The organism is Undibacterium sp. RuRC25W, from assembly GCF_049339825.1.
Classification (GTDB): domain Bacteria; phylum Pseudomonadota; class Gammaproteobacteria; order Burkholderiales; family Burkholderiaceae_D; genus Undibacterium.
Window position 1 is genome coordinate 64,485 of sequence record NZ_JBMPPD010000014.1, and the last position, 24,672, is coordinate 89,156.

The following is a 24,672-nucleotide window of genomic DNA, read 5'->3' on the forward strand; positions in this document are numbered from 1 at the left end:
GAAAAAGTCCCCTAGTTGGTGATACAGGAGACTTTCATTTCATTTCTCAGTCATCGTCTGCCGGATAAGCTGATAAGCGGATAAGGACTTATTTCAGTGATGGAAACGGGCGGGGTACCATGGGTTTAACTGGTTCGGATTGCAGTTTTTCTTGCAGCATCTTCAGGGCAATTTCAAGTTGCTGATCTTGTCCGTTAAACGTCGCATGCGGCAGGTTTTCAATATCGACGTCTGGAATAACACCGACGCCTTCGACGAGCCACTGACCATCCATGCTGAATTGGGCATTTTCAGCCGCACGGATCATACCATTGTCAGCCAGCGAGTTACCATCGGATAACCAGACACCCGCACCGGCAGTGCGTCTGCCTACTAATGGCGCTAACTTGAGTGCTTTAATCCCCGCGGCGAATGTTTCACCATCGGAATAGGTCAGTTCATCCACCAGCACAACCAGATGTCCACGGAAGGTTTGTTGCATATTGGTTGATGGTGCTGAGACTGGATTGGACCAGAATGCCCACGCTTTACGCAACAATTTTTCGATGATCCAGCTATCAATATTGCCACCCCGGTTGCGACGGACGTCGATGATTAAGCCATCACGTTCGATATTGCTATAGAAGTCACGAGCAAACGTATTCATGTCCTCCGGCCCCATCGCACGCAAATGTAGGTAGCCAATTTTCCCATGGGATGCCTGATTGACTCTCTCTCGTCGACTTTGTTCCCAATCTGTATAGCGTAAGTCGGCATTTCTTTTCATAGAAACCGGCATGACGATGACATCGTGTGGTAGCTGTTGATCACGCTTTATTCGCAGTAAAACTTGCTTATCTGCCTGATTGATCAATAAATCAGCGATGTCGCGTACAGCATTGACGGCTTGGCCATTGACTGCAAGAATCACATCGCCTTCTTTGACATCCACATCCGGTTGCATCAATGGACCTGCTTCTGCTGGTAGTTCTTGTTCTGTGCGGTAGATATGATCGACTTTCACTCCTTCGACGGTACGACGCAGTACCGCACCGAGCGACGCTGGCGCTCCTTCGGGTGGTGCTTTACGTTGATCGCCAAGACGGAGTTGTGAGTGTAAGGCGCCTACTTCACTTGCCATCTGCGCAAGCACATCATTGAGTTCGGCACGGTCGGTCACGCGTTCAACCAATGGCGTATATTTCTGACGTACTGCATTCCAATCGACACCTCGCATTTTTTCATCATAAAAATAGTCGCGATGCATGCGCCAAGCATCATTAAATATTTCACGCCATTCTTGACGCGGATTAACGATAAAACTCCAGTCACTTATCGTCACTTTCGCCTGACTGAGATCACTAGGTGCCTTGGCACCTGTATCAACGATAATGAAGTCTTCCGCAGCGGTTCCTGCTGGTGACGCCGTTTGATAGAAAATATGCTTTTTATCCGCGGAGAGATCAAAGGCGCGAATGCCGCTGGCAAATGTTTCTGCTTTTGGTGAAGTGTTGCTGATGGCGAGCGTCTTCAGGTTACCTTTTTCTTCCTGGATTTCTTGCTCCATAAAGTAGAGACGTTTATCGTCACTCACTAAGTTACGGTAATTGCCAGCAGCCAATGGCACTTGATACAGACGCTCGCTTAGACCTTTGTAGTCGATAGCAGGAGCAACGTCAGGCGTCGCTTTACTTGGTGTTGTTGAATCATCTTTTTTTGATTTTTTATTCTCGTTACTCTCTTTGTTTTCTTTATTCTCTTTGTTCTCCGATGCAGATTGATGCAGTTCATCCTCAGCTTTAAACGGGAAAACTTGTTTGGGTTGTAAAGCAATGGCGAAAATATTGGTACGTTTATCGAAACCGGGTCCTAGGTTACGATCACCCCAAGGTGCATTATTGGTTACTTTGAAATTTCGATCAGACAAGAAATAGAGCCAGTGACCATCGCCGGAAAATACCGGCGAACGTGACTCATAGTGATCGCTGGTGACAAAACGTAATTGTTTATCCGTGAGAGAATACAAGCCAATTTGCGGACGTTGCGCGCTGGTATTAGGTCTGACGATTGCGATCGTATGACTATCCTGAGACCAGATAATGTTGTCAAACTCTGGAAAACCCTGTTTGCCAGCATCGTCGATGATCTGATTTGTTTTGCTGACCAAATCCAGCAGCCACAAGCGGCCGCGCTTATCCGTATGTGCCAGCCACTTTCCATCAGGAGAAGGATGCAGATTCAAGCGGTGAACGCTACCGTCCTTGGTCAGTTTTTCAGATTCTCCTATGCCATTGGTAGGAAATTGCCAGATCTCGTTTTCACCCGTTGAATCAACGATGGCATAAACGTGCTTCTGATCTGCTGAAAAAACGGCGTTGCGTGCTCTGGCATCGATAGGAATTGCCAAATCAATGCGTCGCTGCTTACCGATACTGGCGACGGTAACATGACCACGTGCAGTGAACACTAGGCGGTCACCCTTACCCGCGACATCGACATAGGTCATAAAATCGAGCGGACTTTTAATCAAATGCGCACGCTCCTGATCAAAGTCCGACACGAGCTTGATCGCTAATGGTTGATCTGCGTTCGTGGCATTGTCGGTATGATGATGCAGATCAAGTACATGCAGATCCGCTCCAGATTGGTAGACGATGTTGCCATCGCCCATGGCCGCATTTCTGACTTCCCATTCTTGTTGGTGCGTCAACTGCTGCGGCGCACTGCCGTCAGGACTGGCACTCCAAATATTAAAGCTACCATCGCGGTCACTGACAAAGTACAAGCGTCCCTGCCACCACATCGGGCGTTTGTTATTGCTGCTGTCTATGGGGAAGAGGTGGGTCGCTTCTGCATTGCTTTGTAGATCGTAGCGCCACATTTGTGCCGTCGCGCCACCGCGGTAGTGCTTGGCATTGTCATTCGTTATCTGCAAACCAAAGCGGGTGAAATACAGATATCTGCCGCTATCATCTAGCGTCGCTTCGTTTGCATCGGCAACCGGAAATACGCGGCGCGCCATGGTCTTTGGGTTGATGGCGGCAATAATGCGATGGGCACCCGGGCCTGTACTGTTTTGCGTACTGATCAGCACTTCTCCTTGTGCCGTCCAGCCGAGGACGTTGACCACATCATTTTCAAAGCTGAGCCGTGTTGGTAAGCCCCCATTGATCGGCATGACATAAGCTTCTATCGCCCCTTCGTAGGCAGCTGAAAACGCGAGCCACTGACCATCCTGAGAAATGCTTGGATAAAGCTCTGCCGCTGGATGTGTCGTTAAACGTTGTGCCTGACCACCTTTGATACCGACTTTCCAGATATCGCCTTCTGCCGTGAACACGACGCTATCAGCGCGTACCCCCGGAAAACGATAGTAAGCAGTTTCACTCGCTTCAAGGGCAAGTGGCTGATCGCAAAGCCCAAAGCACAGGCTTATCAATATGGCAAGTCGGTGTAGTTTCATCGTTTGTCTCAGTGATGTAATGGTATTTCAATAATCAACATGACATGTAAATGTCATTTAAATCACATTTAAGGGGCTTTTTCAATCTTAGTGAAGAGAAGGAATTAGTAAAAAAATACATGCAATTTTCACGCCAAAAAATATTAAATGTTACTGAATTGTAAGATTTGTTGAAATCGGGCAAGTATTGTCATAAAACGTCACTCGTTGATAAGTATTTCCATGTGGAAATATTTATTCTCACCAGTAGCCGGAATTAAACGGTTTTCAGGAGAATGCAATGAGACCTTCTACTATCGCTAAAGTTCTTGCAATATGCAGTATTTCGGGAGAATTTTCTTTATCTCTTGCCCAAAGTGTTACGTTTAGCATTGATACGCAATCGCAGCGTAAGACGATCAGTCCACTTATTTACGGTTACAACGCCTATGCTGATGGGACTGGTCGGACAGGGTTAGAGAATCAAGGTGGACTGGCTAATTTGCAGGCGCTGAATTTGGCATCGCGTCGTCTTGGCGGCAATAACATGACGAGCTATAACTGGGAGAATGGTGTCAGTAACTCTGGCATGGATTGGTGTAATTCGTCGAATGCTGGCGTCACTTATGCCACGGGAGCTGGTGCACCGAACAATAATGCCGGGCTGGCCTACTATGCACCAGGTGCAGCAATCAAAACCTTCCAGAGTCAGTCGATCACGTTGGGAACGTATTCCTTGGTGCAATTACCAGCAGCTGGAAAGTTGCCAAAAGATATTGTGAACCTAAATCCGCCAGGTTTCTGCAATGGTTATCAGCTCTGGCAAAGTGCGCCCGGCGCCTCGAATGTTGATCTGGATCGGTGGGTAACCATTGTGAATGACAAGCCAGCGAGCGCGGGTCCGCTGACACTGACGCCTGTGATTGGCGATGGTGCTGTGTATATCGATGAAGAAATCAATTTTTTAATCAAAAATTTCGGTACGGCAGGGGCCGCTAAAGGCGTGAAAGCTTATGAGCTCGATAATGAACCTGACTTATGGCATTTGTGGCCTTCGCAATATGGCAATGGTACGCATCCTTTGCTGTATCCCACTATGACGACAGTCGCTGACGTCTTACAAAAGAATCTGAGTCTCGCAACAACCGTGAAACGTATGGATGCGAAGGCCGAAACTTATGGCCCTGCCGTCAGTGGGTACCTGGGCCTGTTTAGTTTGTGGGCTGTTTGGGATGGGGCGCAGAGCCGTCAACCCGCTGATTGGAACAGTTATAACGTCGAACCTTATCTGACAAACAAAACGGGTGACCGTTATCGCTATAACGGCATGACGTTTGCCAACGTGTATCTGGATAAAATGCACAAGGCGTCCACGACAGCGGGACGTCGTCTGCTCGACACCCTATCGTTTCATTACTATCCACAAGCCGCGTCAACGCCAACTGATCGAGCGCAGGCTTCGCGTAGCTTATGGGATGCCAATTATGTCGAGCCAAGTTGGATCACGCAGCCAGGCTATGGTTTTACCGACGGTCGTGGCTTGCAACTGATTCCGAAATTAAAACAATCGGTGGCTGATTTTTATCCGGGAACAAAACTCGCGGTCACTGAATATGACTTTGGCGGCAAAACCGATGTAACCGGTGCGATTGCGCAAGCAGATGCATTGGGAGCGTTTGGACAACAGGGCGTGTATATGGCGAGTTACTTCGGTGACGTTGAAGGCTACATCGCTGCAGGATTTAAATTGTACCGCAATTATGATGGCAATAAATCGGTGTACCCAGAGGTTTCGGTGAAGGCGGTTTCTACCAACGATGGCAATGGCACCGTGTACGCGGCAGTCAGTGCGAAAGACCCTGCGACCTTGCACCTTATCGCGATTAACCGCTTATCGACACCACTGAGCTCGAGCATTCAAATCAAAAATCCGACCGCCTTTAAAACAGCGCAAGCGTGGGGTGTGGACGGTTCGAGTCAAAATATCACACCACGGAGCGGTGTCGCCAGCGTAGTGAATAACACTTTCAGTTATACCTTACCTGCTTTATCAGTGATGCATTTTGTTCTGAAATAGTACAAAAAAATAGCATAAAAAAAGCCACGGCAACCAGTCGTCGCCGTGGCCTTTTTAACTCTTGTGATGGATTATTTTTTCACTTGTTTCAATACTTCACGCAGCATACGCAACATCTGGTCGAGCTCTTCTTTTGTGACATTGAGTGCTGGCATAAAACGTAGCAAATCCGGACGTGGAGAGTTCAGCAACAAGCCAACTGGCTCCATGTTACGGGCCGCTTCAACGATTTGTGGGCCAATGTTGTCGCCCAGTTTCAATGCGCGCAATAAGCCTTCACCACGCTCGCCTTGCATACCAAACTCAGCGGATAATTTATTTAATTCATCGCTCAAATACTGGGCTTTTTCTTTGACTGAATCCAGAAAGCCAGGTGTGGTCAATTCTTTCAAAACAGCGATACCAACGGCAGTCATTAACGGACCACCGTTATAGGTGCCACCTTGATCGCCAGGTACAAAGCAGGCAACCGCTTCCTTGCACAACAAGGCGCCAAGAGGGACGCCGCCACCGATGCCTTTAGCCAGTGTCATGATGTCTGGTTCGATACCGGACAATTGATAGCCGAACAATTCACCGGTACGGCCCATACCCGATTGCACTTCATCAACGATAAGCAAAATGCCGTGTTTTTTGGTCAAAGCACGCAAGGCTTGCATAAACTCACGCGTTGCCGGAATCACACCACCTTCACCTTGGACTGGCTCCAGCATGACGCCAACGGTTTTGTCAGTAATTAATGCTTCAACAGAAGCGATGTCGTTCAGATCCGCTTTTGGGAAGCCAGATACTTGCGGTGCGAACAGTTTGTCCCATCCTGGTTTGCCAGACGCTGACATGGTTGCCAGTGTGCGACCGTGGAAGCCATGATCAAAGGTAATGATTTCAAACGCGCCGTTTTTATTTAACTGACCCCATTTACGTGCCAGTTTGATCGCGCCTTCGTTGGCTTCTGCACCACTGTTGGTAAAGAACACACGGTCAAAACAAGAATGCTGTGTCAACTGGGTTGCTAATTCAACCATCGGGCCATTGTAAAAAGCGGGCGATGGATTCAACAGTTTTTTGGATTGTGCGATCAGCGCATCGGTGATAACAGCTGGGCTGTGACCGAGACAGTTGACTGCCCAGCCTTGTAAGTAATCAAGGTAACGTTTGCCATTATTATCCGTCAGCCACATGCCGCTACCTTCGGTAAAAACGATTTCCGGGCGCGGCGTGATGTACATCAGAGAATTAACGTTGTACTGACTGAATTCCATTTCAAGACTCCTAGGGTCATTCCAGAGGTGGATAAAAAAAACAGCGAAAAATAAAAATTAAAGCGTAAAAAAGCAAAAAGCCACAGGTGCTTGCCTGTGGCTTAGGTCTGGTGCTGCGGTCTCATTTGACGCGCAGGTACACTAACACATCCGCTCAGGCTCGATCAACGAGCGGCGACGTCGCACGATATTTGGTGAAGACATGTCAGGAAAATTTTTCATAAGCGGGATAGTAGGACTTTTTGCGCAGTGCGTCAAAATAAATTTGCAAAGTGAGCGAAATTTTTTTTGACAGCCTTGTCTGTTATTACAAATGAAAGATTCGGCCCTGAAATTATCCAGTCACCACTTCGTCAAGGCGAAATCTTCCGCTCACAGAAAGGCAGGCGCAGGGCTTTAATCCTGAGCAACTGCCCCCTCTATATTGAGCGATAGGCAATGTCTGATACTTAACTTGCTAAGTCAGCTTCCGACGTGAACGAATCCGCAAAGAACTCTTCTGCTGGTAACTGGCATTGTGCAACAAAGTCCCGTTGCGCTGACTCGACCACGATCGGCGCGCCACATGCATAGACCTGATGCCCAGACAAGTCAGGGAAATCAGTAATGACCGCCTGATGAACAAAGCCTGTACGGCCAGACCAGTTATCTTCTGGTGTGGCATTCGACACCACTGGCACGTACTTAAATCCAGGCAATTGTGCTGTCCATTCTTGGCACAACCCATCCATATACAGATCGACAGGGCGGCGACCGCCCCAATACAAACTCACTGGACGGGTCGATTTTGTGTGAATTAAGTGTTCCACCAAGGCTTTGATAGGAGCAAAGCCCGTACCCGATGCCAGTAATACAATCGGTTTATCGCTATCTTCACGTAAGAAGAAGCTACCGTGTGGCCCTTCAAAACGCAGGATGTCGCGCTCTTTTAAGGTGGAAAAGACCTGATCTGTGAACAGTCCGCCTGGCATGTGGCGAATATGCAGCGTGATATGTTCGTCCAGATGCGGTGCATTTGCCATACTGTAGCTACGACGTTTGCCATCCTTTAACATGAATTCGATATACTGACCAGCACGGTATTGCAGACGTTCGTTGGCAGGTAATTGCAGTGCGACCAACATGACATCGTCGGACAGCTTTTCAAGCTTCGCAATCCGGGTCGGCATTTTTTTGATTGGATAGTCGCCGCTGGCAACGATTTCGCGGGCTTCAATCGTTAAATTTGATTGCGGTTTAGCGCAGCAAAATAAAGACATGCCTTGGGCTTCTTCAGTGTCTGACAGGGCGCGTTGTTGATGGTTGCCATGGACGACTGTGCCGTCGGTGATTTTGCCCTTGCAAGAGCCGCAGGCGCCGTTTTTGCAGCCATAAGGCAATCCAACGCCCGCGCGTAAAGCAGCGGATAATACGGTTTCGTCAGCCTCGCAGCTGAATTGACGACCACTAGGGGTCACAGTTACTTGAAAAGTCATACAATCCTGAGCATGAAAAAACAGTTTAAAAAATGGGGCAAGCCACGCTTGCTGATCGTCGGATGCGGCGATGTTGGTCTGCGTTTGTTGCCACTTTTGTGTGCACATTTCCGGGTGTTTGCCTTGACCAGCCAGCCGGCGCGGTGTGCTGAACTGCGCGACGCGGGTGCAATTCCTATTGTTGCCAATCTGGATAATCGTGCAAGTCTGGCAAGACTTTCCGGATTGGCATCGTATTGCGTTCATCTGGCACCGCCCCGTTCTGAAGGAGTGGTGGACCAGCGCACGCAAAATCTGACCGCCATTTTACCTGACAAGAGCCGCCTTGTTTATATCAGTACGACGGGTGTCTATGGCAATTGTGGTGGTGCGTCGTTGAATGAAACCCGTCCAGTGAAGCCGCAAAACGCGCGGGCGATACGGCGCGTTGCTGCGGAAGCACACTTACGGACATGGGCGCAACGGACGCATTCTGGGCTTTCCATTTTGCGCGTACCAGGTATTTATGCTGCCGATCGCTTACCTGTTGAGCGCTTGCAAAAGGGAACGCCCGCATTGGCAGACATGGACGATGTCTACACCAACCATATTCACGCCGATGATCTCGCGCAATTGATTAAGCTGGCGCTGTTCCGTGCGTTGCCGCAGCGGGTATATAACGCTGTGGATGACAGTGATCTCAAAATGGCGGCGTATTTTGATCTGGTGGCCGACGCATTTCAATTGCCTCGCCCACCGCGTTTGCCGCGTGACGAATTGGCGCAGCAAGTGTCACCGATGTTGTTGTCGTTTATGTCGGAATCGCGCCGGATTCAAAACCGGCGTATCAAAACAGAGCTAGGCATGCGCTTTAGCTATCCGACGGTGGCTGATGGAGTATCCGCAGCCGTAGTAGCTATACCAAGGACGACGTGACCTTGAGTACCTCGTCGGCGGTGGTCATGCCTTCGATAATTTTTTCGGCCCCGGCGATACGCAGCGGTTTCATGCCGTCCTTGATACTTTGCAGGCGTAAGGCATGGATGTCTGCCTCTTTGGTAATGAGTTTGCTAAAGGGTTGCGAGACCGTGAGTAACTCGTACAAACCAGTCCGGCCAAGGAAGCCCGTCTGACGACATTCCGGGCAACCTACTGGGCGATAAATGGATGTTGGCTTCGACAAATTCCATTCTTCGGACAAACTTTGCCACACCGGATCAGGCAGGTCGCCATCGGGTGTTTTGCAGTGTTTGCATAAGGTGCGCACCAAGCGCTGCGCGAGAATGCCGATGATGGTCGCCTCAAGCAGATAATACGGAACACCCAGCTCAAGCAAACGCATAATTGCCGACGGGGCGTCGTTGGTATGCAGTGTCGATAAGACCAGATGTCCGGTCAATGCGGCTTGCACGGCCATTTCTGCTGTCTCCAGATCGCGGATTTCGCCGACCATGATGATATCGGGATCTTGCCGCATCAACGCCCGGATACCATCCGCAAAGCCCAGATCAATCGACGATTGCACTTGCATCTGATTAAACGATGCTTCAACCATTTCAATCGGATCTTCGACGGTACAGACGTTCACATCGGTCGTTGCCAGTGATTTTAAGGTGGTGTACAGAGTCGTCGTTTTACCGGAGCCTGTCGGGCCGGTAACGAGGATAATGCCGTGCGGTTTTTTCGTTAGTGCGTCCCAGCGAAGCGCATCGTTTGGCGGAAAACCAAGCTCTGGCAAGGTTTTGACGACAACCTCGGGATCGAAAATCCGCATGACCATTTTTTCGCCAAAGACAGTTGGCATGGTTGATAAACGCAACTCAATTTCTTGTCCATCTGCCGTACGAGTCTTAATGCGCCCATCTTGTGGGCGACGTTTTTCAATCACGTCAATACGACCCAGTAACTTTATCCGTGCCACCATGGCAATCATGATACTTGCCGGTAATTGATAGACCTGATGTAACACTCCGTCAATGCGGAAGCGGATTGCCGCCATATCCCGTTTGGGTTCCAGATGGATATCCGATGCCCGCTGATCAAACGCGAACTGCCATAGCCAGTCGACAATATTAACGATGTGCTGGTCGTTCGCATCGAGTTGTTTATTGGATTTTCCGAGTTCGACTAATTGTTCCAGATTTTGCCGCAAGCCGAGATCGTTGGTGTTGACCTTGCGCGCATCCTTGATGGATTTGGCCAACGAGAAAAATTGTACAATGTACTGTGAAATTTCCAGTGGGTTAGCCAGCACGAGGCGAATTTCTTTGCGTGAAATCCGCGCGATCTCTTCTTGCCATTCGAGATTGAAAGGATCAGTTGTAGCGACCACCACGGTGTTTCCGGTGGTTTCTACGGGAAGAATATTAAAACGTGTTGCGTATTTGGCTGACATTACATCGGACACCGATGTGAAATCAATTTTCAAAGGATCAATACGATAAAACGGGATATTAACCTTACGCGCGGTCCATTCTGTGAGCCAATCGAGGGTCAATAATTGTTGCGGTGGTTTGGCCGAAACTAATTTGCATTGTGCGGCGGCGGTCAAGGGATGCATGCTCACCGGACCATTTTTCAGAATACCCTGAGCCTCGTTGAACTTCACTTTGGCATCTTCTTTTTTGACGATGCCATCCTCCATCAACCAGGTAAAAATTTGTTGCAGGCTCAGATGACGCTTAGTGCTTGTACTTGTATTCATTTTTTCCTGGCTGGCGGACGGTGACGCTCACCGTTTATGTAGAAAGAAGCCGTTGCTGTTATCCGCAACACGAGTCACCCTAACAGTAAACCTGTCTATGCAGGATCACAAGCTGCTTTTAAACCATTGACCCATGATTTTGTTGGGAGTTTGGTTTCCGCTTTAATGTCATTCGCCCGTTCATACAACGCAGGGAAGTCCAGCGCTTGTCTTTGTTTGAATGCAATTGCGACAACGTTGCCATCGTGAACTTCCGGCAGACACAAGACTTCTGCAAATGCAAAACGCAGTGCTTTTAGATTTTTAGCGTAACTGGGGTGATCGCCAAAAAGATTGACCGTTAAGATACCGTTTTCTTTCAGGCAGGCAGCACAGGCTTGGTAAAATTCTGCTGTATCGAGTACAGGGCCTTTGGCTGTGGCATCGTACAGATCGACCTGTAGCGCATCGATACTGTCACGGTTGTTCTCGTCCATGACAAAATCCATCGCGTCCATCTCAAGTACCTGCAGACGATCGTCGTTGGCTGGTAACTTAAACATACTTTCGCAAATGGCGATGACGGAAGGATTGAGTTCAACTGCTGTCACGCGGGCTTCTTCGAACTGGCGATAACAGAACTTAGTCAGCGCGCCTGTTCCCAATCCAAGCTGAACGATATGTTGTGGCGCTTTATTGAACAGCATCCACAACATCATCTGTTGTGCATATTCAAGTTCGATACTGTCGGGTTTTCGGAGACGCATTGCACCTTGTACCCATTCAGTCCCGAAATGCAGAAAGCGTACACCATCCAACTCGGACAGCGTAACAGGCGCAAATTTAGGTTTACGGGGTGATTTTTTGGCTGCGGCAGCCTTGGGGCCAGAGCGATGGTTCGCTTCAGCTTCGATGGATTTACGTTTGATTAGCATACGGGTATTTTACCTTCCAGGCTGTTTTAACGCAAAAAGCGATGGTAACGACACTGAAACATCGCCCTGATTGCAATGCTACGGGGGCATTCTTTTGAATACGGTTACTGCGGCTCTCCGATGTTTGTGTCATCTAGGCAGATATTCCGCCAGATATGCAGTTTTTGCTCAAAGGTCTGCGTCGCATTCGCTGGCGAGGAGGAGGGTAAGACGAGAATTTTATATCCTTGAGCCAGAAAGTATTGTTGGATCTTCGCCGCTGTTTTACCGTTAAAACAGACCCGTTGTAATGCAGGGTATTGCTTTTTCAGACGAGCAAAATCATTGAGTTGACCTGCACGTATCGCAGAATCTAGACTCCCCTCGCGCTGGCAGCTTTGAAAAATATCCCACAATCCAATCCCGTTTGACAGCAGATAGCGGAGTTTTTCTTGGTAGCTGAGGGATCGCAAATCCGTATTCATGATTGCCGATAACAAACGCCAGAACTGATTATGTTTGAAAGCATAATATTGCTGTGCTGTTAGCGAGGCTTCGCCAGGAAAACTGCCTAAAATCAAGGTATGCGTTGCGCTATCAATGACAGCGGGGAAGCCTGCTAGGACCCGATTTTCTTGCGCAGCTGGGAAAACATGGTCTCTTGGATGCGTTGGCATAGTTGGTGGCAAGGAAAGAATCACACGCAGAATTTTAACTGGCATTGACGTTATTCACATGGCTTCTGTTATTTGATTTTGCGTGGTGATAAGCGCAATTGCAAGTAATTAGTCTGGTATGTTAAAAAACGCTACAAAAAAGGAACTTTTTTATTAGCGCGACATCACAAGATAGTGTTAAATACGATCCGATGCATTATTTGTCAATGCTTAGAATCAAGGAGATAGCGATGAAAAAATTGTTAATGGTAGCTGTAATTGCTCCCGTTGTTCTGTTGGCCGCCTGTTCTACACCATCTAATTCAGGTAGTGTTTATCGTGCGGGCCAAACTCAGAGTGAACAAACCGTTCGGATGGGGCATGTTGACTCTGTTCGTCATGTGACGATTGATAAAGGTCAAACGGGCGTTGGTACGGTGACTGGTGCGGCCTTGGGCGGTATTGCTGCAGGCTCAGGCATTGGTGGCGGTAACGGTTCAATTGCGGCTGGTATTGTTGGTGCTGTCGCAGGTGGTATTTTGGGACAGACAATTGAAAATAATGTCAGTCAGAAACCAGGCCTAGAGATTACTGTTCGCCTCGATAATGGTGACATCAAGGCGATTACTCAGGATGCGGACGAAGGATTTAATGTTGGTGACCGTGTACGTTTATTGTCTAACGGCAGAACTACTCGCGTGACACATTAATGCCCGGTTGTTGATGTAGTTCGTTTCATTCAAACAGCCAGCTTGTCTGGCTGTTTGCTTTTGAGGCGCACCGCTTGCGATGGTGCGATAGGGACCATCGTGGTCGTCGTAGGATGGAAAGAAGGAGCCTAAAATGAAAAATCTCTGTATGGCGTTCGCTATACTTTGCAGCGGCTTGACCAGTCATTTCGCTAGCGCTGGAGAAGTAAAGATTACTTGGCAAGCGCCTGATGACTACGCCGACATTCGTCCTACAAATGAAAGCCGCGAGCATTTCAGGGAGCATGTCTTTAAAGCGTTGGGACAGGTATTTACCGACTTGGCAAAAAAATTGCCCGACGATGTGATGTGGAACGTGACCGTAACGGACATTGATTTGGCTGGTGATGTGCGCCCAGGAATACGCCCGACTGGTGGCGACATCCGTATTGTGAAGGATATCTACTGGCCACGTATGTCATTTACTTACGTCATGACCGATACCAACGGCACGGTCATCTCTGAGGGAAAAGAAGATATCTCCGATATGGGTTTTTTAATGACGCGCCAACTTAATACCGGAAATGGCGACTTTCCTTATGAAACTAAAATGCTCGAAGATTGGTTCCGTCAGCAACAGAAGCGTCAGCGGTTTCCTGCTAAATAAAGAGTACGGTGGCTGACTTCATCGTGAAGAGTATTTATTGTTCGCTATTTTTTGCTGTATTTTGTATACGGTCAAGTGTGCTTGCCATGGATGTGAGTGGGGTGTCGCGGTGGTGTTGTTAAGTGCGTCATACGAGAAGAACAAACCTAAAGAAAAGCCCTGAGACACTACAATGTATCAGGGCTTTTTGGCTTTGTTGCTTTGTTGTTATTAGCGGGCCGCATTGGCGCCGCTGAAGTACATGCTTATTTACTCAGCAACATTTCATTCAGACGCTTCACAAAACTGCTTGGATCGGCCAGCGTACCGCCTTCAGCCAGCAATGCCTGATCAAACAGAATGTGTGACCAGTCACTAAATTTCGCTTCTTCGTATTTCAGTTTTTGCAGCAGAGGATGGTCTGGGTTCACTTCCAGAATCGGCTTGGAATCTGGTGCAGCCTGACCCGCCGCTTTGAGCATACGCGCCAGATTGCCGGACAAATCATTCTCGTCAGCCACCAGACATGCAGGCGAGTCAGTCAGACGGAACGTCACACGAACGTCTTTTGCTTTGTCTGCTAACGCGGCCTTCATTTTTTCGACCAAATCTTTAAATTCAGTCTCAGTTTCAGCGTGATGTTTCTTCTCGGCTTCGTCTTCCAGGGTGCCTAAATCCAGGCCGCCTTTAGCAACAGACGCTAATTCTTTACCTTCGAATTCGCTCAGGAAAGACAACATCCATTCATCAACACGATCAGTCAACAGCAATACTTCGACACCTTTTTTGCGGAAAATTTCTAAGTGCGGGCTGTTTTTTGCCGTTGCATAGCTTTCTGCTGTGACGTAGTAAATCTTGTCCTGACCTTCTTTCACGCGTGCCAGATAATCGGCCAGCGAAACGTTTTGAACGTCACTGTCATTATGGGTCGATGCAAAGCGCAACAGTTTCGCGATACGGTCTTTGTTGGTCGCGTCTTCGCCGATACCTTCTTTTAGTACCTGACCGAATTCTTTCCAGAAAGTCGCGTATTTTTCGTGTTTCGCTGCGGCTTCGTCACCCTCTGCATTCGCCAGATCTTCCAACATGCCCAGAACGCGCTTGGTCGAACCATCACGGATGGCTTTGATGTCGCGGCTTTCTTGCAGAATCTCGCGGGAAACGTTCAGTGGCAGATCGTTAGAGTCAATAACACCCTTCACAAAGCGCAGATAGACTGGCATCAGTTGTTCTGCGTCATCCATAATGAAGACGCGTTTGACGTACAGCTTGATACCACCGCGCTTGTTGCGGTCCCATAGATCGAATGGGGCGCGGGCAGGGATGTACAGCAATTGGGTGTAGTCACTACGACCTTCAACACGGTTATGTGTGTGCGTCAGTGGTGCGCTGTAATCGTGTGAAACGTGTTTGTAGAATTCTTCGTATTGCTCTGGTGTAATCTCAGATTTGCTACGCGCCCACAAAGCACTGGCTTGATTGACGGTTTCAAATTCTTCAGTGATTATCTGTTCTTTTTTCTCTTCATTCCATTCTTCTTTCTGCATTTTGATTGGCAGAGAAATATGGTCAGAATAGGTGCGGATCACAGACTTCAGTTTCCATGCGGACAAGAACTCATCTTCGCCTTCACGCAGGTGCAAAATGATGTCCGTACCGCGGCCAGCCTTGGTGATGTCTTCTACGCTAAAGTCGCCAGCACCTTCGGATTCCCAGCGCACGCCTTCGGTAGCGGCAGCGCCTGCACGACGGGACTCAACGGTGATACGGTCAGCAATAATAAAGCCAGAGTAGAAACCAACACCAAACTGACCGATCATCGCCGCATCTTTTTGCTGGTCACCGGACAATTTTCCAAAGAATTCTTTCGTACCTGATTTAGCAATCGTACCCAGATGCTCAATCGCATCCGCTTTGCTCATACCAATACCGTTGTCGGCAATGGTGATGGTACGCGCTGTTTTATCAAAAGTGACTTTGATATGCAGTTCTGGATCGTTTTCGAACAAGGCTGCGTTATTGATGGCTTCAAAACGCAGTTTGTCGGAGGCGTCGGAGGCATTAGAGATCAACTCGCGCAAAAAGATTTCCTTGTTGGAATACAAGGAGTGAATCATTAATTGCAATAATTGTTTGACTTCGGCCTGAAAGCCCAGAGTTTGTTTTTCTGACATGTTTTTCCTCGGAAATTAGGTTAGGAAGGTCGTATGTAAAAAAGATTCAGCTCAATAGCGCATTTTTCGATGCGGGTTTCGACTGAATAAAAAACTAACTCAGACAAAATGGGGGCAGGGTGGGGGATTTCAAGTTTTCTGTGTTTTGCAGGGACAGAATGACGGCGGCAGAACAAAATTCTCTCAGCACGGCAGTGCCTTTTGCGGACGTAGGGAATCAGAACACGGCGGCGAGCGTCGCCGTGTTCAAGATATTACAGCCGCTTAATAGTCATGCTGCCCGCTTTATCTTCGACCTCGAAGCCAAGCGCATGTAACGCTGCGCGCAGGCGGTCAGCCTCTGCCCAGTTTTTGGCGGCACGCGCTGCCTGACGCTGTTCTGCTAAGACTTGCACTTCAGCAGGGATTTCCAAGGCTTGCGGTACCCATGTTGCGAGGCCCAGGCCAAAAATTTGATCGAATTCAGCCACAGTTGCCTTTTTATCGGCATCCGAGAGATCCGATTTCAGCATTTCCCAGACCAGTGCCAAGGCGCGTGGAACGTTCAGATCTTCGTTTACGAATGTCGTGAATTTTTCTTTGAACTCAGCGTTCACACTGCCGCCCGCAGGCCATGCATAGAACGTGTCGCGTAAGCGTTGCAAAGCAGTTTGCGCTGCCTGTAATGCCTCAAAGCTGAATTGCATCTGGCTGCGGTAATGAGCGCTCAAGCACAGGTAGCGGTAAGCAAGCGGGTCGATGTGTTGATCCAGCAATGTTTGCAGACGCAGGAAATCACCGCTGGATTTGGACATCTTGCCAGAATCAATTTGCAAGAAATAACCGTGCATCCAGAAGTTAGCCAAACGCGTGCCGTGGCAAGCCTGGTTCTGGGCGATTTCATTGCTGTGATGAATAGAAATATGGTCTTCGCCACCGCAATGAATATCAAACCAAGGCGTCAGGTATTTGGCGGACATCGCCGAGCATTCAATATGCCAGCCAGGGAAACCGCGACCCCATGGGCTATCCCATTCCATCTGACGATGTTCGTTTTCTGGGCTAAATTTCCACAAGGCAAAATCGGTGGCATTGCGCTTTTCGCCTAGGTCAACGCGGCTACCTGCTTTGATCGCATCACGTTTAATCCGCGCCAGATAACCGTAGTCATCTTGTTTGCTGGTGTCAAAGTAAATGCCGTCGCTGGTGCGGTAGGTAAAGCCTTTACTTTCTATGCAGGAAATAAAGTCGATTTGTTCGGCGATGTGATCCGTGGCTTTACACCAGATAGTTGGTTCGAGAATATGCAGACGCTGCAAATCAGCCTTAAAAGCAACCGTGAAGCGTTCGGCAATTTGCCATGCGGATTCACCTGCTTTACGGCTGCCTTTTTCCATTTTGTCTTCACCATCGTCGCCATCCGAAACCAGATGGCCTACGTCGGTGATGTTGATGACGTGGCGGACGGTATAGCCGTTCCATTCCAGCGTCCGGCGCAAGATGTCTTCAAACAGATAAGTCCGCAGATTGCCGATATGGGCGTAGTCATAGACGGTCGGGCCACAGCAATACAAGCCAACCCAATCGTTACGCAAAGGTGTGAAAGGGCGCAGGCGGCGTTCCCAGTTATCGTAAAGAAGTATGTCCATCTTGGTTTAACAATGAAATTAGAATGAAAAATTAAGAGCGTCGTGCGCGCGATGAAAGAGAATTGCTAATCAGCAAGAGATAATGCAGATTCAACAGCAGCAATGACTGTAATGGCGACACCAATATTTGCTACAAGCCCGCGCGTCAATGCTGGAAACAGGCAAAAAACCTGTTAAAAAATCAGCAAAGTGACGTAGTAAGGGCATAATGTGCATGAGTGAACGCTGAAGAAGTGAACGAGAATGTAGCATAGATATGCCCTTTCTTCCTAAAAAACAGCGTTTCCTATGTTCAATAGCAAGCTTTTAAGGCGAAAGTTGCTTGATACTTTTTACCTTGCTTCTTTTTACTTTACCTCATTGAACTAGGTGAATATTCTGCTTCTTGCCTACCGATCACAAAGTACAATGACAAACATCATGTTGCTTCAATAACAAAACCTGCTTCCTTAAGGTAATGACAATGCAAACAACATATCCAGAAGTGTCAGAAGACAAATATCGTCATTCTTTCAAGGAACAGGACCTGGTACAGGCAGGTGTTGCGGTGCGGGTACTGATGTGGGTAATGTTGCCGATGGGCTTCATTGATGTTCTTTTTCATCAGCTATCGGCCGTGACAGCGGGGCTCCTTTTATTGCGGGGCATCACGTTGCTGTATTCAGGGTGGCTTTTGCAAAAACTGAAAAGCTTGGGAGCGGCGCCTGTCGTTACGACCTATTTGTTGCGCTGGGTGGTATTAGTGATGGCCGTGCAATGGATGAGCAATGCATGCACTCCCAGCGATTATTTCGGTCATTACCTGATTGATATCTGGGGTTGCTTGATGATATTTATTATGGTGCCCATACCGCTGTCGATACTGCGCATTCCCGTCATTACTTTTATCATTGCGTCGTTATTGCTGATGGTTTTTAAGCATGCACCGTATTATGGTTATTCGCTTGTTGTTGCGATGATGTTACCTGCGAGTGCAGTTACTGGGCATGCTATTGCCAGTTATGTCCATCGTTATCGCCGTATGTTATTGAGTGCGGAAAAGGAATTGGATCGTCAGACAAATATTGATCCAGTGACAGGCGTTGCAAATTGGCGAGAATTTATACGGCTTGCAGATACGGAGTTTGAGCGTCATAAAGGCCTCATTAAACCGATATCGATCTTAGTGCTTCATATTGCCGATTTTAAGAAAATCAATGAAGACTACGGCTCTGAAACTGGCGATGTTATTCTGCTCGAAGTGACCCGTCGTATTAAACGTGTGATGCGTTCCTATGACATTCTGGCACGTTATGGAAGCGACGAATTTTGCGTATTACTCCCTGAAGCAGCCGCTGGTGATGCCCAAAAAATCGCCGGACGCACGCATTCAACGGTCGTCTCCATTCCTGTTACCGTCAATGGTAAAGAAATTAAAATTGAGGCGTCGATTGGCGTGGCGACGGCGCGTGAGGGCGATGACTTTTCTACCTTGCTACATCGTGCTGGTGACGCACGTGGAAAGGGGAAAGTCTCAACATTTATGGTTGCTTGAGATAGCGCATCTTAACCGAGTTCTTTTTTCAAAAATTCCCATACGCCTGCATCTGACATGGCCGCAATATTGATACGCATTTTGGTTGATGGCGCCTGGTGCGGAGAAAATAAGCTACCGGGGGCGAGTAAATAGCCTTGTTCGAGCGCTTTTTCTGTCAACTTATTGGTATCGATTCCTGTCTCGGTCCATAAAAACATCCCGGCAGGTGTTCGGTAATCGACTTTAATTCCAATATGTTCTAAGCGTTTGGTGATGTCATCCCTCACGCCATCAAGTTTGACCCGAATACGGTCAGCGTGTTTGCGGTAGTGACCTTCGGAGAGAATCTTATAGACCACACGTTCGCCGATTTCTGTTGTGGTCAATGTGGAGAGCATTTTTCGATCAGACAAACGGATTGCTAAATCCGGTGAGGTAGCGATAAAACCCACACGTAGATTTGCAGCCAGTGTTTTAGAAAATCCACCCAGATAAATGACGCGATTGAGCTGATCTAATGCAGCGATCCGGGTCGCTGATTGCACCGCACTGCCAGGATGCATATCGCAGTAAATATCATCTTCCACCACCATAAAATCATGCAACTCAGCGGTCTTTAACACCTGAAACGCTTTTGCTGCTGACAGTGACGTTGAGGTCGGATTGTGCATCACCGAATTAATGATGTAGAGCTTGGGTTTATGAATCGCCGCTAGTTCTGCCAGTTTTGCGACATCTGGACCATCGTGCAGACGCGGTATGCCGATCACTTTGGCACCCAAAATGGCAAACGAACCAAACATCAAAAACCATGCAGGGTCATCCACAAAAATCGTGTCGCCTGGGCGGGTAAATTCACGTGCTACCAGATCTAAGGCTTGGGTTACGCCGGTGGTCATGACAATCTGTTCTGGTGCAGCGGCGATCTCCAGTTCGGCTAATTTGAGTTGTAACTGCTGACGCAAGGGGAGAAAGCCTTGCGGTGTCCCGTAATGCAATAATAAATTCTGATTCAGACGACTGATTGCGCGCAAGCCATTGGCGACAAGTTCGCCATCGAGCCAGTCGTGCGGCAATACACCGGAACCCGGCATTTTTTGCGGAGGTAATTGACGAAACATATTCCTGACCAGCCACACGACATCCATTTGCTGTGTACCGGTAGATGCCTGCGTCGCCACGGGAGTATGGGTCAGCATTGATGCCCGTTCGCGGACAAAAAAACCAGCCCCACGGCGTGATTCCAGATAGCCTTTGGCAACCAGCCGGTCGTACGCTTCGACTACAGTGAAGCGAGACACGTGCTGTTCATCAGCGAACTGACGGATCGACGGCATGCGGGCACCTGTCCTCAATAGCTTATCGTCAATACGATTAGCAACCGCTGCCACGATCTGTTCGACCAGGGAATCACCGGAATCTCGTGAAATATAAAACGTTGGTGTTTGTATCATCAGAGTTTGTTTTCGTTGCGTGTATTGGAGAAGTGACCAGAACAGTGTGATGATTATCGTTTTTAGTGTATTGGTACTGTATTGGTTTTTACGTTTAGGATAACACAATCGCTGATGAAAAAGAGTGCAGCAGATGCGCAGACAACTCGGTTGCTTTCGCTGCCACGTGCATGCTGAAGCAGGAAGACGTTGGTGAAGTCGAAAGACGAGCTTGCAAAGTGAGGTAGGGGAGTATCCTCAAAAATAGCCTCATTGTCATTATGAAATCGAGATAATTTAAAAATACACCGGGGAGTATATTTTTACTCCTTATATGTTGTTGGTGGAGACCCTATGCCTTTAACTGAATTTATTGCTTTTTCGATGTTTGCCTGGATCGGGTCGTTCACGCCAGGGCCGAACGTGGCCATTGCGGCGACGACGGGCGTCAATCACGGCCTGCGGGCGGCCTTACCACAAGTCATGGGTGTCCCTTTAGGTTTTGTATTGATGATGTGGGCCATCGGCTTGGGTGGCGCGTCCTTGCTGTCGGGGCATCCACAGCTGGTGTTGCTGATGAAAATTGCCGGTAATGGCTATCTGCTTTTACTTGCATGGCGACTGTGTTTTTCTGCCAGTCTCTCTGACAGTAAAAGTATGCATCCACTCAGTATTCAACAAGCGGCCGCATTTCAGATGGTGAATCCCAAAGCGTGGATGATGTTGGTCGCCGCAACATCAACCTACGCAATCGGGCAAAGCGAATTTTTTTCGCGCATGGGGTGGATGAGTCTTGGATTCTCCTTGCCATGCGCCTTAAGCATACTCACTTGGGCATGGATGGGAGATAAACTACGTCATTGGTTATCCGTAGGGCGACGTTTGCGCACCTTTAATCTGTGTATGGGAATCTCGCTGGCAATAACGGCGGTATGGATGTTTAGCTTGTAAAGACTTCTTGTCGCCTGAGAAGAAATGATAATGTTAATGAATGATCGATGATGGCAACTATAACAGAACAAAAACGGACAGAAATCAAAGGGATGTGGCTAGGGTTAGCTGGCGTTGCCATTTTTAGTTTGACCTTGCCGTTTACCCGGCTTGCAGTTGCGGAGCTCAATCCGATTTTTGTTGCGATGGGGCGAGCGGTTGTTGCTGCCGTGCTGGCTGGTGGTTTGATGTGGTCACAAAAGGCCCGTCTGCCACGACAGTCTGAATTGATATCACTGATCATTACTTCCTGTGGCGTTGTGTTGGGGTTTCCGTTTTTAAGCACGATCGCGATGCAGCATGTGCCTGCTGCGCATGGGGCAATTGTGCTGGGTATTTTGCCTCTGGCAACGGCATTATTTGCTGCTATACGTTTTCATGAACGGCCATCGGTCGGATTCTGGCTCATGGCGGTGCTTGGCAGTGCGCTGGTACTGGCGTTTGCTCTGATGCAAGGCGCAGGAAGTTTGCAATGGGCTGATTTTGCATTATTTGGCGCAGTGGTGTTAGCGGCCATGGGCTATGCGGAGGGGGGGCGCCTCGCACAGAGTATGGGTGGTTTGCAAGTGATCGCGTGGGCGCTGATATTGATTTCACCCGTGACACTGAGTCTGAGTATCTGGGCTTATTGGCATTACGGTGCAAACGCATCACTGCCTGCTTGGGGTGGGTTTGTCTATGTCTCGGTGTTTTCGATGTTTATCGGTTTCTTGTTCTGGTACAAAGGATTGGCAACAGGCGGGATCGCCCGAGTGGGGCAGGTGCAGCTGTTGCAGCCGTTTATGAGTCTCCTTGGCGCTGCCGTGATTGTGGGTGAATCACTGAGTGTGATCAACTTGGGTTTTGCTGTGGCAGTGATTATTACTGTTGGCTTGGGAAGGCAAATGAAGATTCGTCGTTAGCACCGGCTTAAAACGGAATCGAACCAAATAAAATCAACAAGACCACTTGATTTTGGGGGTATGAATCGGGCAGGGGCGGGCTTACAATAGAGAGCTACACGCCAGATAGTGGTGCTTTGCGGTCCGCCCGGTTTTTTTGATTGCTTGAAAAATAAAAAATATCTTGATCGTCCGTCTGCACCGTATCTGTATCTATCACGCTGGTTGGCTATGCCACCACAATTTTTGGGAATGACCATGTCTTTTTACGAAAAACTCCAAGCACTGAATATCGAACTGCCTGCGGTTGCAGCACCAGCTGCTGCGTATGTGATGTACGTACAAACTGGTAACACTGTATTTTTGTCCGGACACATTGCCAAAAAAGACGGTAAGGTCTGGGTGGGTCAGCTCGGTAAAAACATCAGTACTGAAGAAGGTAAATTGGCAGCACGCGCGGTAGCGGTTGACCTGATGGCGACGCTGCAAGCCGCCTGTGGTGGTGACCTCAACCGTGTCAAACGGATTGTCAAACTGATGAGCTTAGTCAATTCCACTCCTGACTTTACTGAACAGCATCTGGTAACGAATGGTGCCTCTGAACTGATCGCAGAAGTATTTGGTGACCAAGGCAAACACGCGCGTTCAGCATTTGGCGTGGCACAGATCCCAATGGGCGCCTGTGTTGAGATCGAAATGATCGTTGAACTTGCGTAAGTGACAAAACGAATACATTGAGCGACGAGACATGAATGCTGATGCATCCGCGATGCAGCGTCAGACGACGCCTGTCATTGTTGTTGCATCAATTCTGAAAAGATGAAAAATAATTGCCAGTCATGGCGCGACTTCCAGTGAGACCAGCATGAAACTTGAACATCCTACCCCCATCAAATGGAAATTCTCCCAACGTGCCGAGCAATTGCAAAGCTCTGTTATTCGCGAGATTTTAAAAGTCACTATGCGTCCGGAAGTCATCTCCTTTGCTGGCGGTTTGCCTTCACCGGATACGTTTCCGGTAGAGCGTATGAAAGCTGCGTTCGATAAAGTGCTATCAGAACAAGGTAAAACAGCGCTGCAATATGGTCCGACGGATGGTTATGCGCCGTTGCGTGAATTTATTGCTGCTTCGTTATCAACACCCGATTGCAAAATTTTACCAGAACAAATTCTGATGGTGTCGGGTTCACAACAAGGTCTGGATTTACTGGGAAAAGTGCTGGTCGATGAAGGTAGCAAAATCTTGGTAGAAACGCCGAGTTACCTTGGCGCGTTGCAGGCGTTCTCTGTGTATCAGCCACAGTTTGAATCTGTCGATACAGATGAGCATGGCTTGATTCCAGCATCCGTTGCAGCAAAAGGCGAAGGTGCTCGACTGATGTATGCCTTACCGAATTTTCAGAATCCGACAGGTCGCACTTTATCCGTTGAACGTCGTATGGAGCTGGTTGAGACCTGCGCCCGAATGGGAATTCCTCTGATTGAGGACAATCCCTACGGTGATTTGTGCTATCGCGGAGAACCGTTGCCAAAAATGCTCAACATGAATCCAGATGGTGTCATTTACATGGGGTCGTTTTCTAAAGTGCTCACTCCAGGGATCCGTTTAGGTTATGTTGTTGGCCCCGCACCGTTGATCCGCAAGTTAGAGCAGGCAAAACAAGCGGCTGATTTACACACGGCACAATTGACGCAGATGGTGGTGTATGAAGTCATTAAAGATGGTTTCCTCGGTGAGCATATTCCAACGATTCGTGCGTTGTACTCGCGTCAGTGTGACGTCATGTTAGAAGCGATGACGACATTTTTTCCGGAAGGTGTTAGCTGGACACGTCCAGAGGGGGGCATGTTTATTTGGGTGACATTGCCAGCGCACATTGATAGTAAAGCGCTGCTCGCTGAGGCAATTCAGCAAAACGTTGCATTTGTCCCTGGCGGCCCTTTTTATGCGAATGAAGCAGACAAAAACACGTTGCGTTTGTCCTTTGTTACTGTGTCTCCTGCGAAGATTAACGAGGGCATTGAGAAGTTAGGTCAATTAATTAGAAAAAAATTATAAGCAATTTCATTGTTCATCTATCCCGCTGGGATTGTTGATTTTGTTTTATAAAACCCGCTTTGTGAACTGACCCCATTTAGTTGGACAGTTTAATTGCTATGCTACTAAGGGCTGATTTCTGTATTGCACAGGACTCAGCCCTTTTAATTTCATTTTGATGCGGTCATGATTATAGTATCGAATATAGGT

General features: G+C 48.3%; 19 protein-coding genes. 9 read left to right on the plus strand and 10 right to left on the minus strand.

Features of this window, described 5'->3' with window-relative positions:
* Window positions 1-88: 88 nt before the first annotated feature.
* Window positions 89-3,442 (minus strand): S41 family peptidase, encoded by a 3,354-nt coding sequence (locus ACO0KV_RS08650; protein ID WP_423041853.1) that lies wholly within the window; start codon window positions 3,440-3,442, stop codon window positions 89-91.
* Between the two features lie 280 nt (window positions 3,443-3,722).
* Between ACO0KV_RS08650 and ACO0KV_RS08655 the strand changes: the two genes are divergently transcribed.
* Window positions 3,723-5,498, plus strand: coding sequence for a glycoside hydrolase family 44 protein (locus ACO0KV_RS08655; protein WP_423041855.1), 1,776 nt, complete (start codon window positions 3,723-3,725; stop codon window positions 5,496-5,498).
* Between the two features lie 71 nt (window positions 5,499-5,569).
* On the opposite strand, the gene ACO0KV_RS08660 is transcribed toward ACO0KV_RS08655, so the two are convergent.
* Window positions 5,570-6,760 carry an acetylornithine transaminase gene (locus ACO0KV_RS08660; protein WP_423041857.1) on the minus strand — a complete coding sequence of 397 codons (1,191 nt, stop codon included), beginning with the start codon at window positions 6,758-6,760 and terminating at the stop codon, window positions 5,570-5,572.
* A 449-nt stretch (window positions 6,761-7,209) separates the two neighbouring features.
* Window positions 7,210-8,235, minus strand: coding sequence for a CDP-6-deoxy-delta-3,4-glucoseen reductase (locus ACO0KV_RS08665; protein ID WP_423041859.1), 1,026 nt, complete (start codon window positions 8,233-8,235; stop codon window positions 7,210-7,212).
* A 12-nt stretch (window positions 8,236-8,247) separates the two neighbouring features.
* On the opposite strand from ACO0KV_RS08665, the gene ACO0KV_RS08670 reads away from it, so the two are divergent.
* Window positions 8,248-9,150, plus strand: a complete 903-nt coding sequence (locus ACO0KV_RS08670; RefSeq protein ID WP_423041861.1) for an SDR family oxidoreductase — start codon at window positions 8,248-8,250, stop codon at window positions 9,148-9,150.
* On the opposite strand, the gene ACO0KV_RS08675 is transcribed toward ACO0KV_RS08670, so the two are convergent.
* The 3 genes from ACO0KV_RS08675 to ACO0KV_RS08685 all read right to left on the minus strand — a co-directional run bounded on the left by ACO0KV_RS08675 (window position 9,131) and on the right by ACO0KV_RS08685 (window position 12,488).
* Window positions 9,131-10,918, minus strand: coding sequence for a GspE/PulE family protein (locus ACO0KV_RS08675; RefSeq protein WP_423041863.1), 1,788 nt, complete (start codon window positions 10,916-10,918; stop codon window positions 9,131-9,133). The two genes, ACO0KV_RS08670 and ACO0KV_RS08675, sit on opposite strands and share 20 nt — an antisense overlap.
* Window positions 10,919-11,013: 95 nt before the next feature.
* On the minus strand, window positions 11,014-11,832 hold the full coding sequence (locus ACO0KV_RS08680; protein ID WP_423041865.1) for a methyltransferase domain-containing protein: 819 nt from the start codon (window positions 11,830-11,832) through the stop codon (window positions 11,014-11,016).
* A 104-nt stretch (window positions 11,833-11,936) separates the two neighbouring features.
* Window positions 11,937-12,488, minus strand: a complete 552-nt coding sequence (locus ACO0KV_RS08685; protein WP_423041889.1) for a DNA-deoxyinosine glycosylase — start codon at window positions 12,486-12,488, stop codon at window positions 11,937-11,939.
* A gap of 230 nt (window positions 12,489-12,718) precedes the next feature.
* Here ACO0KV_RS08685 and ACO0KV_RS08690 point away from each other — a divergent pair, with 230 nt between their 5' ends.
* Complete coding sequence (locus ACO0KV_RS08690) at window positions 12,719-13,177, plus strand: hypothetical protein (protein WP_423041867.1); 459 nt, start codon at window positions 12,719-12,721, stop codon at window positions 13,175-13,177.
* Between the two features lie 133 nt (window positions 13,178-13,310).
* A complete protein-coding gene (locus tag ACO0KV_RS08695; protein WP_423041869.1) occupies window positions 13,311-13,823 on the plus strand; it encodes a DUF3016 domain-containing protein in 513 nt (170 codons plus the stop codon).
* A 245-nt stretch (window positions 13,824-14,068) separates the two neighbouring features.
* Here the strand turns inward: ACO0KV_RS08695 and htpG are convergent, their stop codons facing one another.
* Window positions 14,069-15,976 (minus strand): molecular chaperone HtpG, encoded by a 1,908-nt coding sequence (gene htpG / locus ACO0KV_RS08700; RefSeq protein ID WP_423041871.1) that lies wholly within the window; start codon window positions 15,974-15,976, stop codon window positions 14,069-14,071.
* A 254-nt stretch (window positions 15,977-16,230) separates the two neighbouring features.
* Entirely contained in the window at window positions 16,231-17,604 is a 1,374-nt protein-coding gene (gene cysS / locus ACO0KV_RS08705; protein WP_423041873.1) for a cysteine--tRNA ligase, read from the minus strand.
* A gap of 463 nt (window positions 17,605-18,067) precedes the next feature.
* Here cysS and ACO0KV_RS08710 point away from each other — a divergent pair, with 463 nt between their 5' ends.
* Complete coding sequence (locus tag ACO0KV_RS08710) at window positions 18,068-19,138, plus strand: GGDEF domain-containing protein (RefSeq protein ID WP_423041875.1); 1,071 nt, start codon at window positions 18,068-18,070, stop codon at window positions 19,136-19,138.
* A gap of 11 nt (window positions 19,139-19,149) precedes the next feature.
* On the opposite strand, the gene ACO0KV_RS08715 is transcribed toward ACO0KV_RS08710, so the two are convergent.
* Entirely contained in the window at window positions 19,150-20,574 is a 1,425-nt protein-coding gene (locus tag ACO0KV_RS08715; protein WP_423041877.1) for a PLP-dependent aminotransferase family protein, read from the minus strand.
* A gap of 333 nt (window positions 20,575-20,907) precedes the next feature.
* On the opposite strand from ACO0KV_RS08715, the gene ACO0KV_RS08720 reads away from it, so the two are divergent.
* The 4 genes from ACO0KV_RS08720 (at window position 20,908) to ACO0KV_RS08735 (ending at window position 24,483) form a co-directional block, all read left to right on the plus strand.
* Window positions 20,908-21,504 carry a LysE family translocator gene (locus ACO0KV_RS08720; RefSeq protein ID WP_423041879.1) on the plus strand — a complete coding sequence of 199 codons (597 nt, stop codon included), beginning with the start codon at window positions 20,908-20,910 and terminating at the stop codon, window positions 21,502-21,504.
* Window positions 21,505-21,551: 47 nt separating this feature from the next.
* On the plus strand, window positions 21,552-22,445 hold the full coding sequence (locus ACO0KV_RS08725; protein ID WP_423041881.1) for a DMT family transporter: 894 nt from the start codon (window positions 21,552-21,554) through the stop codon (window positions 22,443-22,445).
* Between the two features lie 237 nt (window positions 22,446-22,682).
* Window positions 22,683-23,141: a RidA family protein gene (locus ACO0KV_RS08730; RefSeq protein ID WP_423041883.1), complete on the plus strand. Its 459-nt coding sequence runs from the start codon at window positions 22,683-22,685 to the stop codon at window positions 23,139-23,141.
* A 148-nt stretch (window positions 23,142-23,289) separates the two neighbouring features.
* The gene (locus ACO0KV_RS08735) at window positions 23,290-24,483 is read left to right on the plus strand and encodes a PLP-dependent aminotransferase family protein (protein ID WP_423041885.1); all 1,194 of its coding nucleotides are present in this window, start codon (window positions 23,290-23,292) and stop codon (window positions 24,481-24,483) included.
* 96 nt (window positions 24,484-24,579) lie between these two features.
* Here ACO0KV_RS08735 and ACO0KV_RS08740 read toward each other — a convergent pair.
* The coding region (locus tag ACO0KV_RS08740; protein WP_423039490.1) for an IS3 family transposase at window positions 24,580-24,672 on the minus strand (93 nt) is incomplete at its 5' end.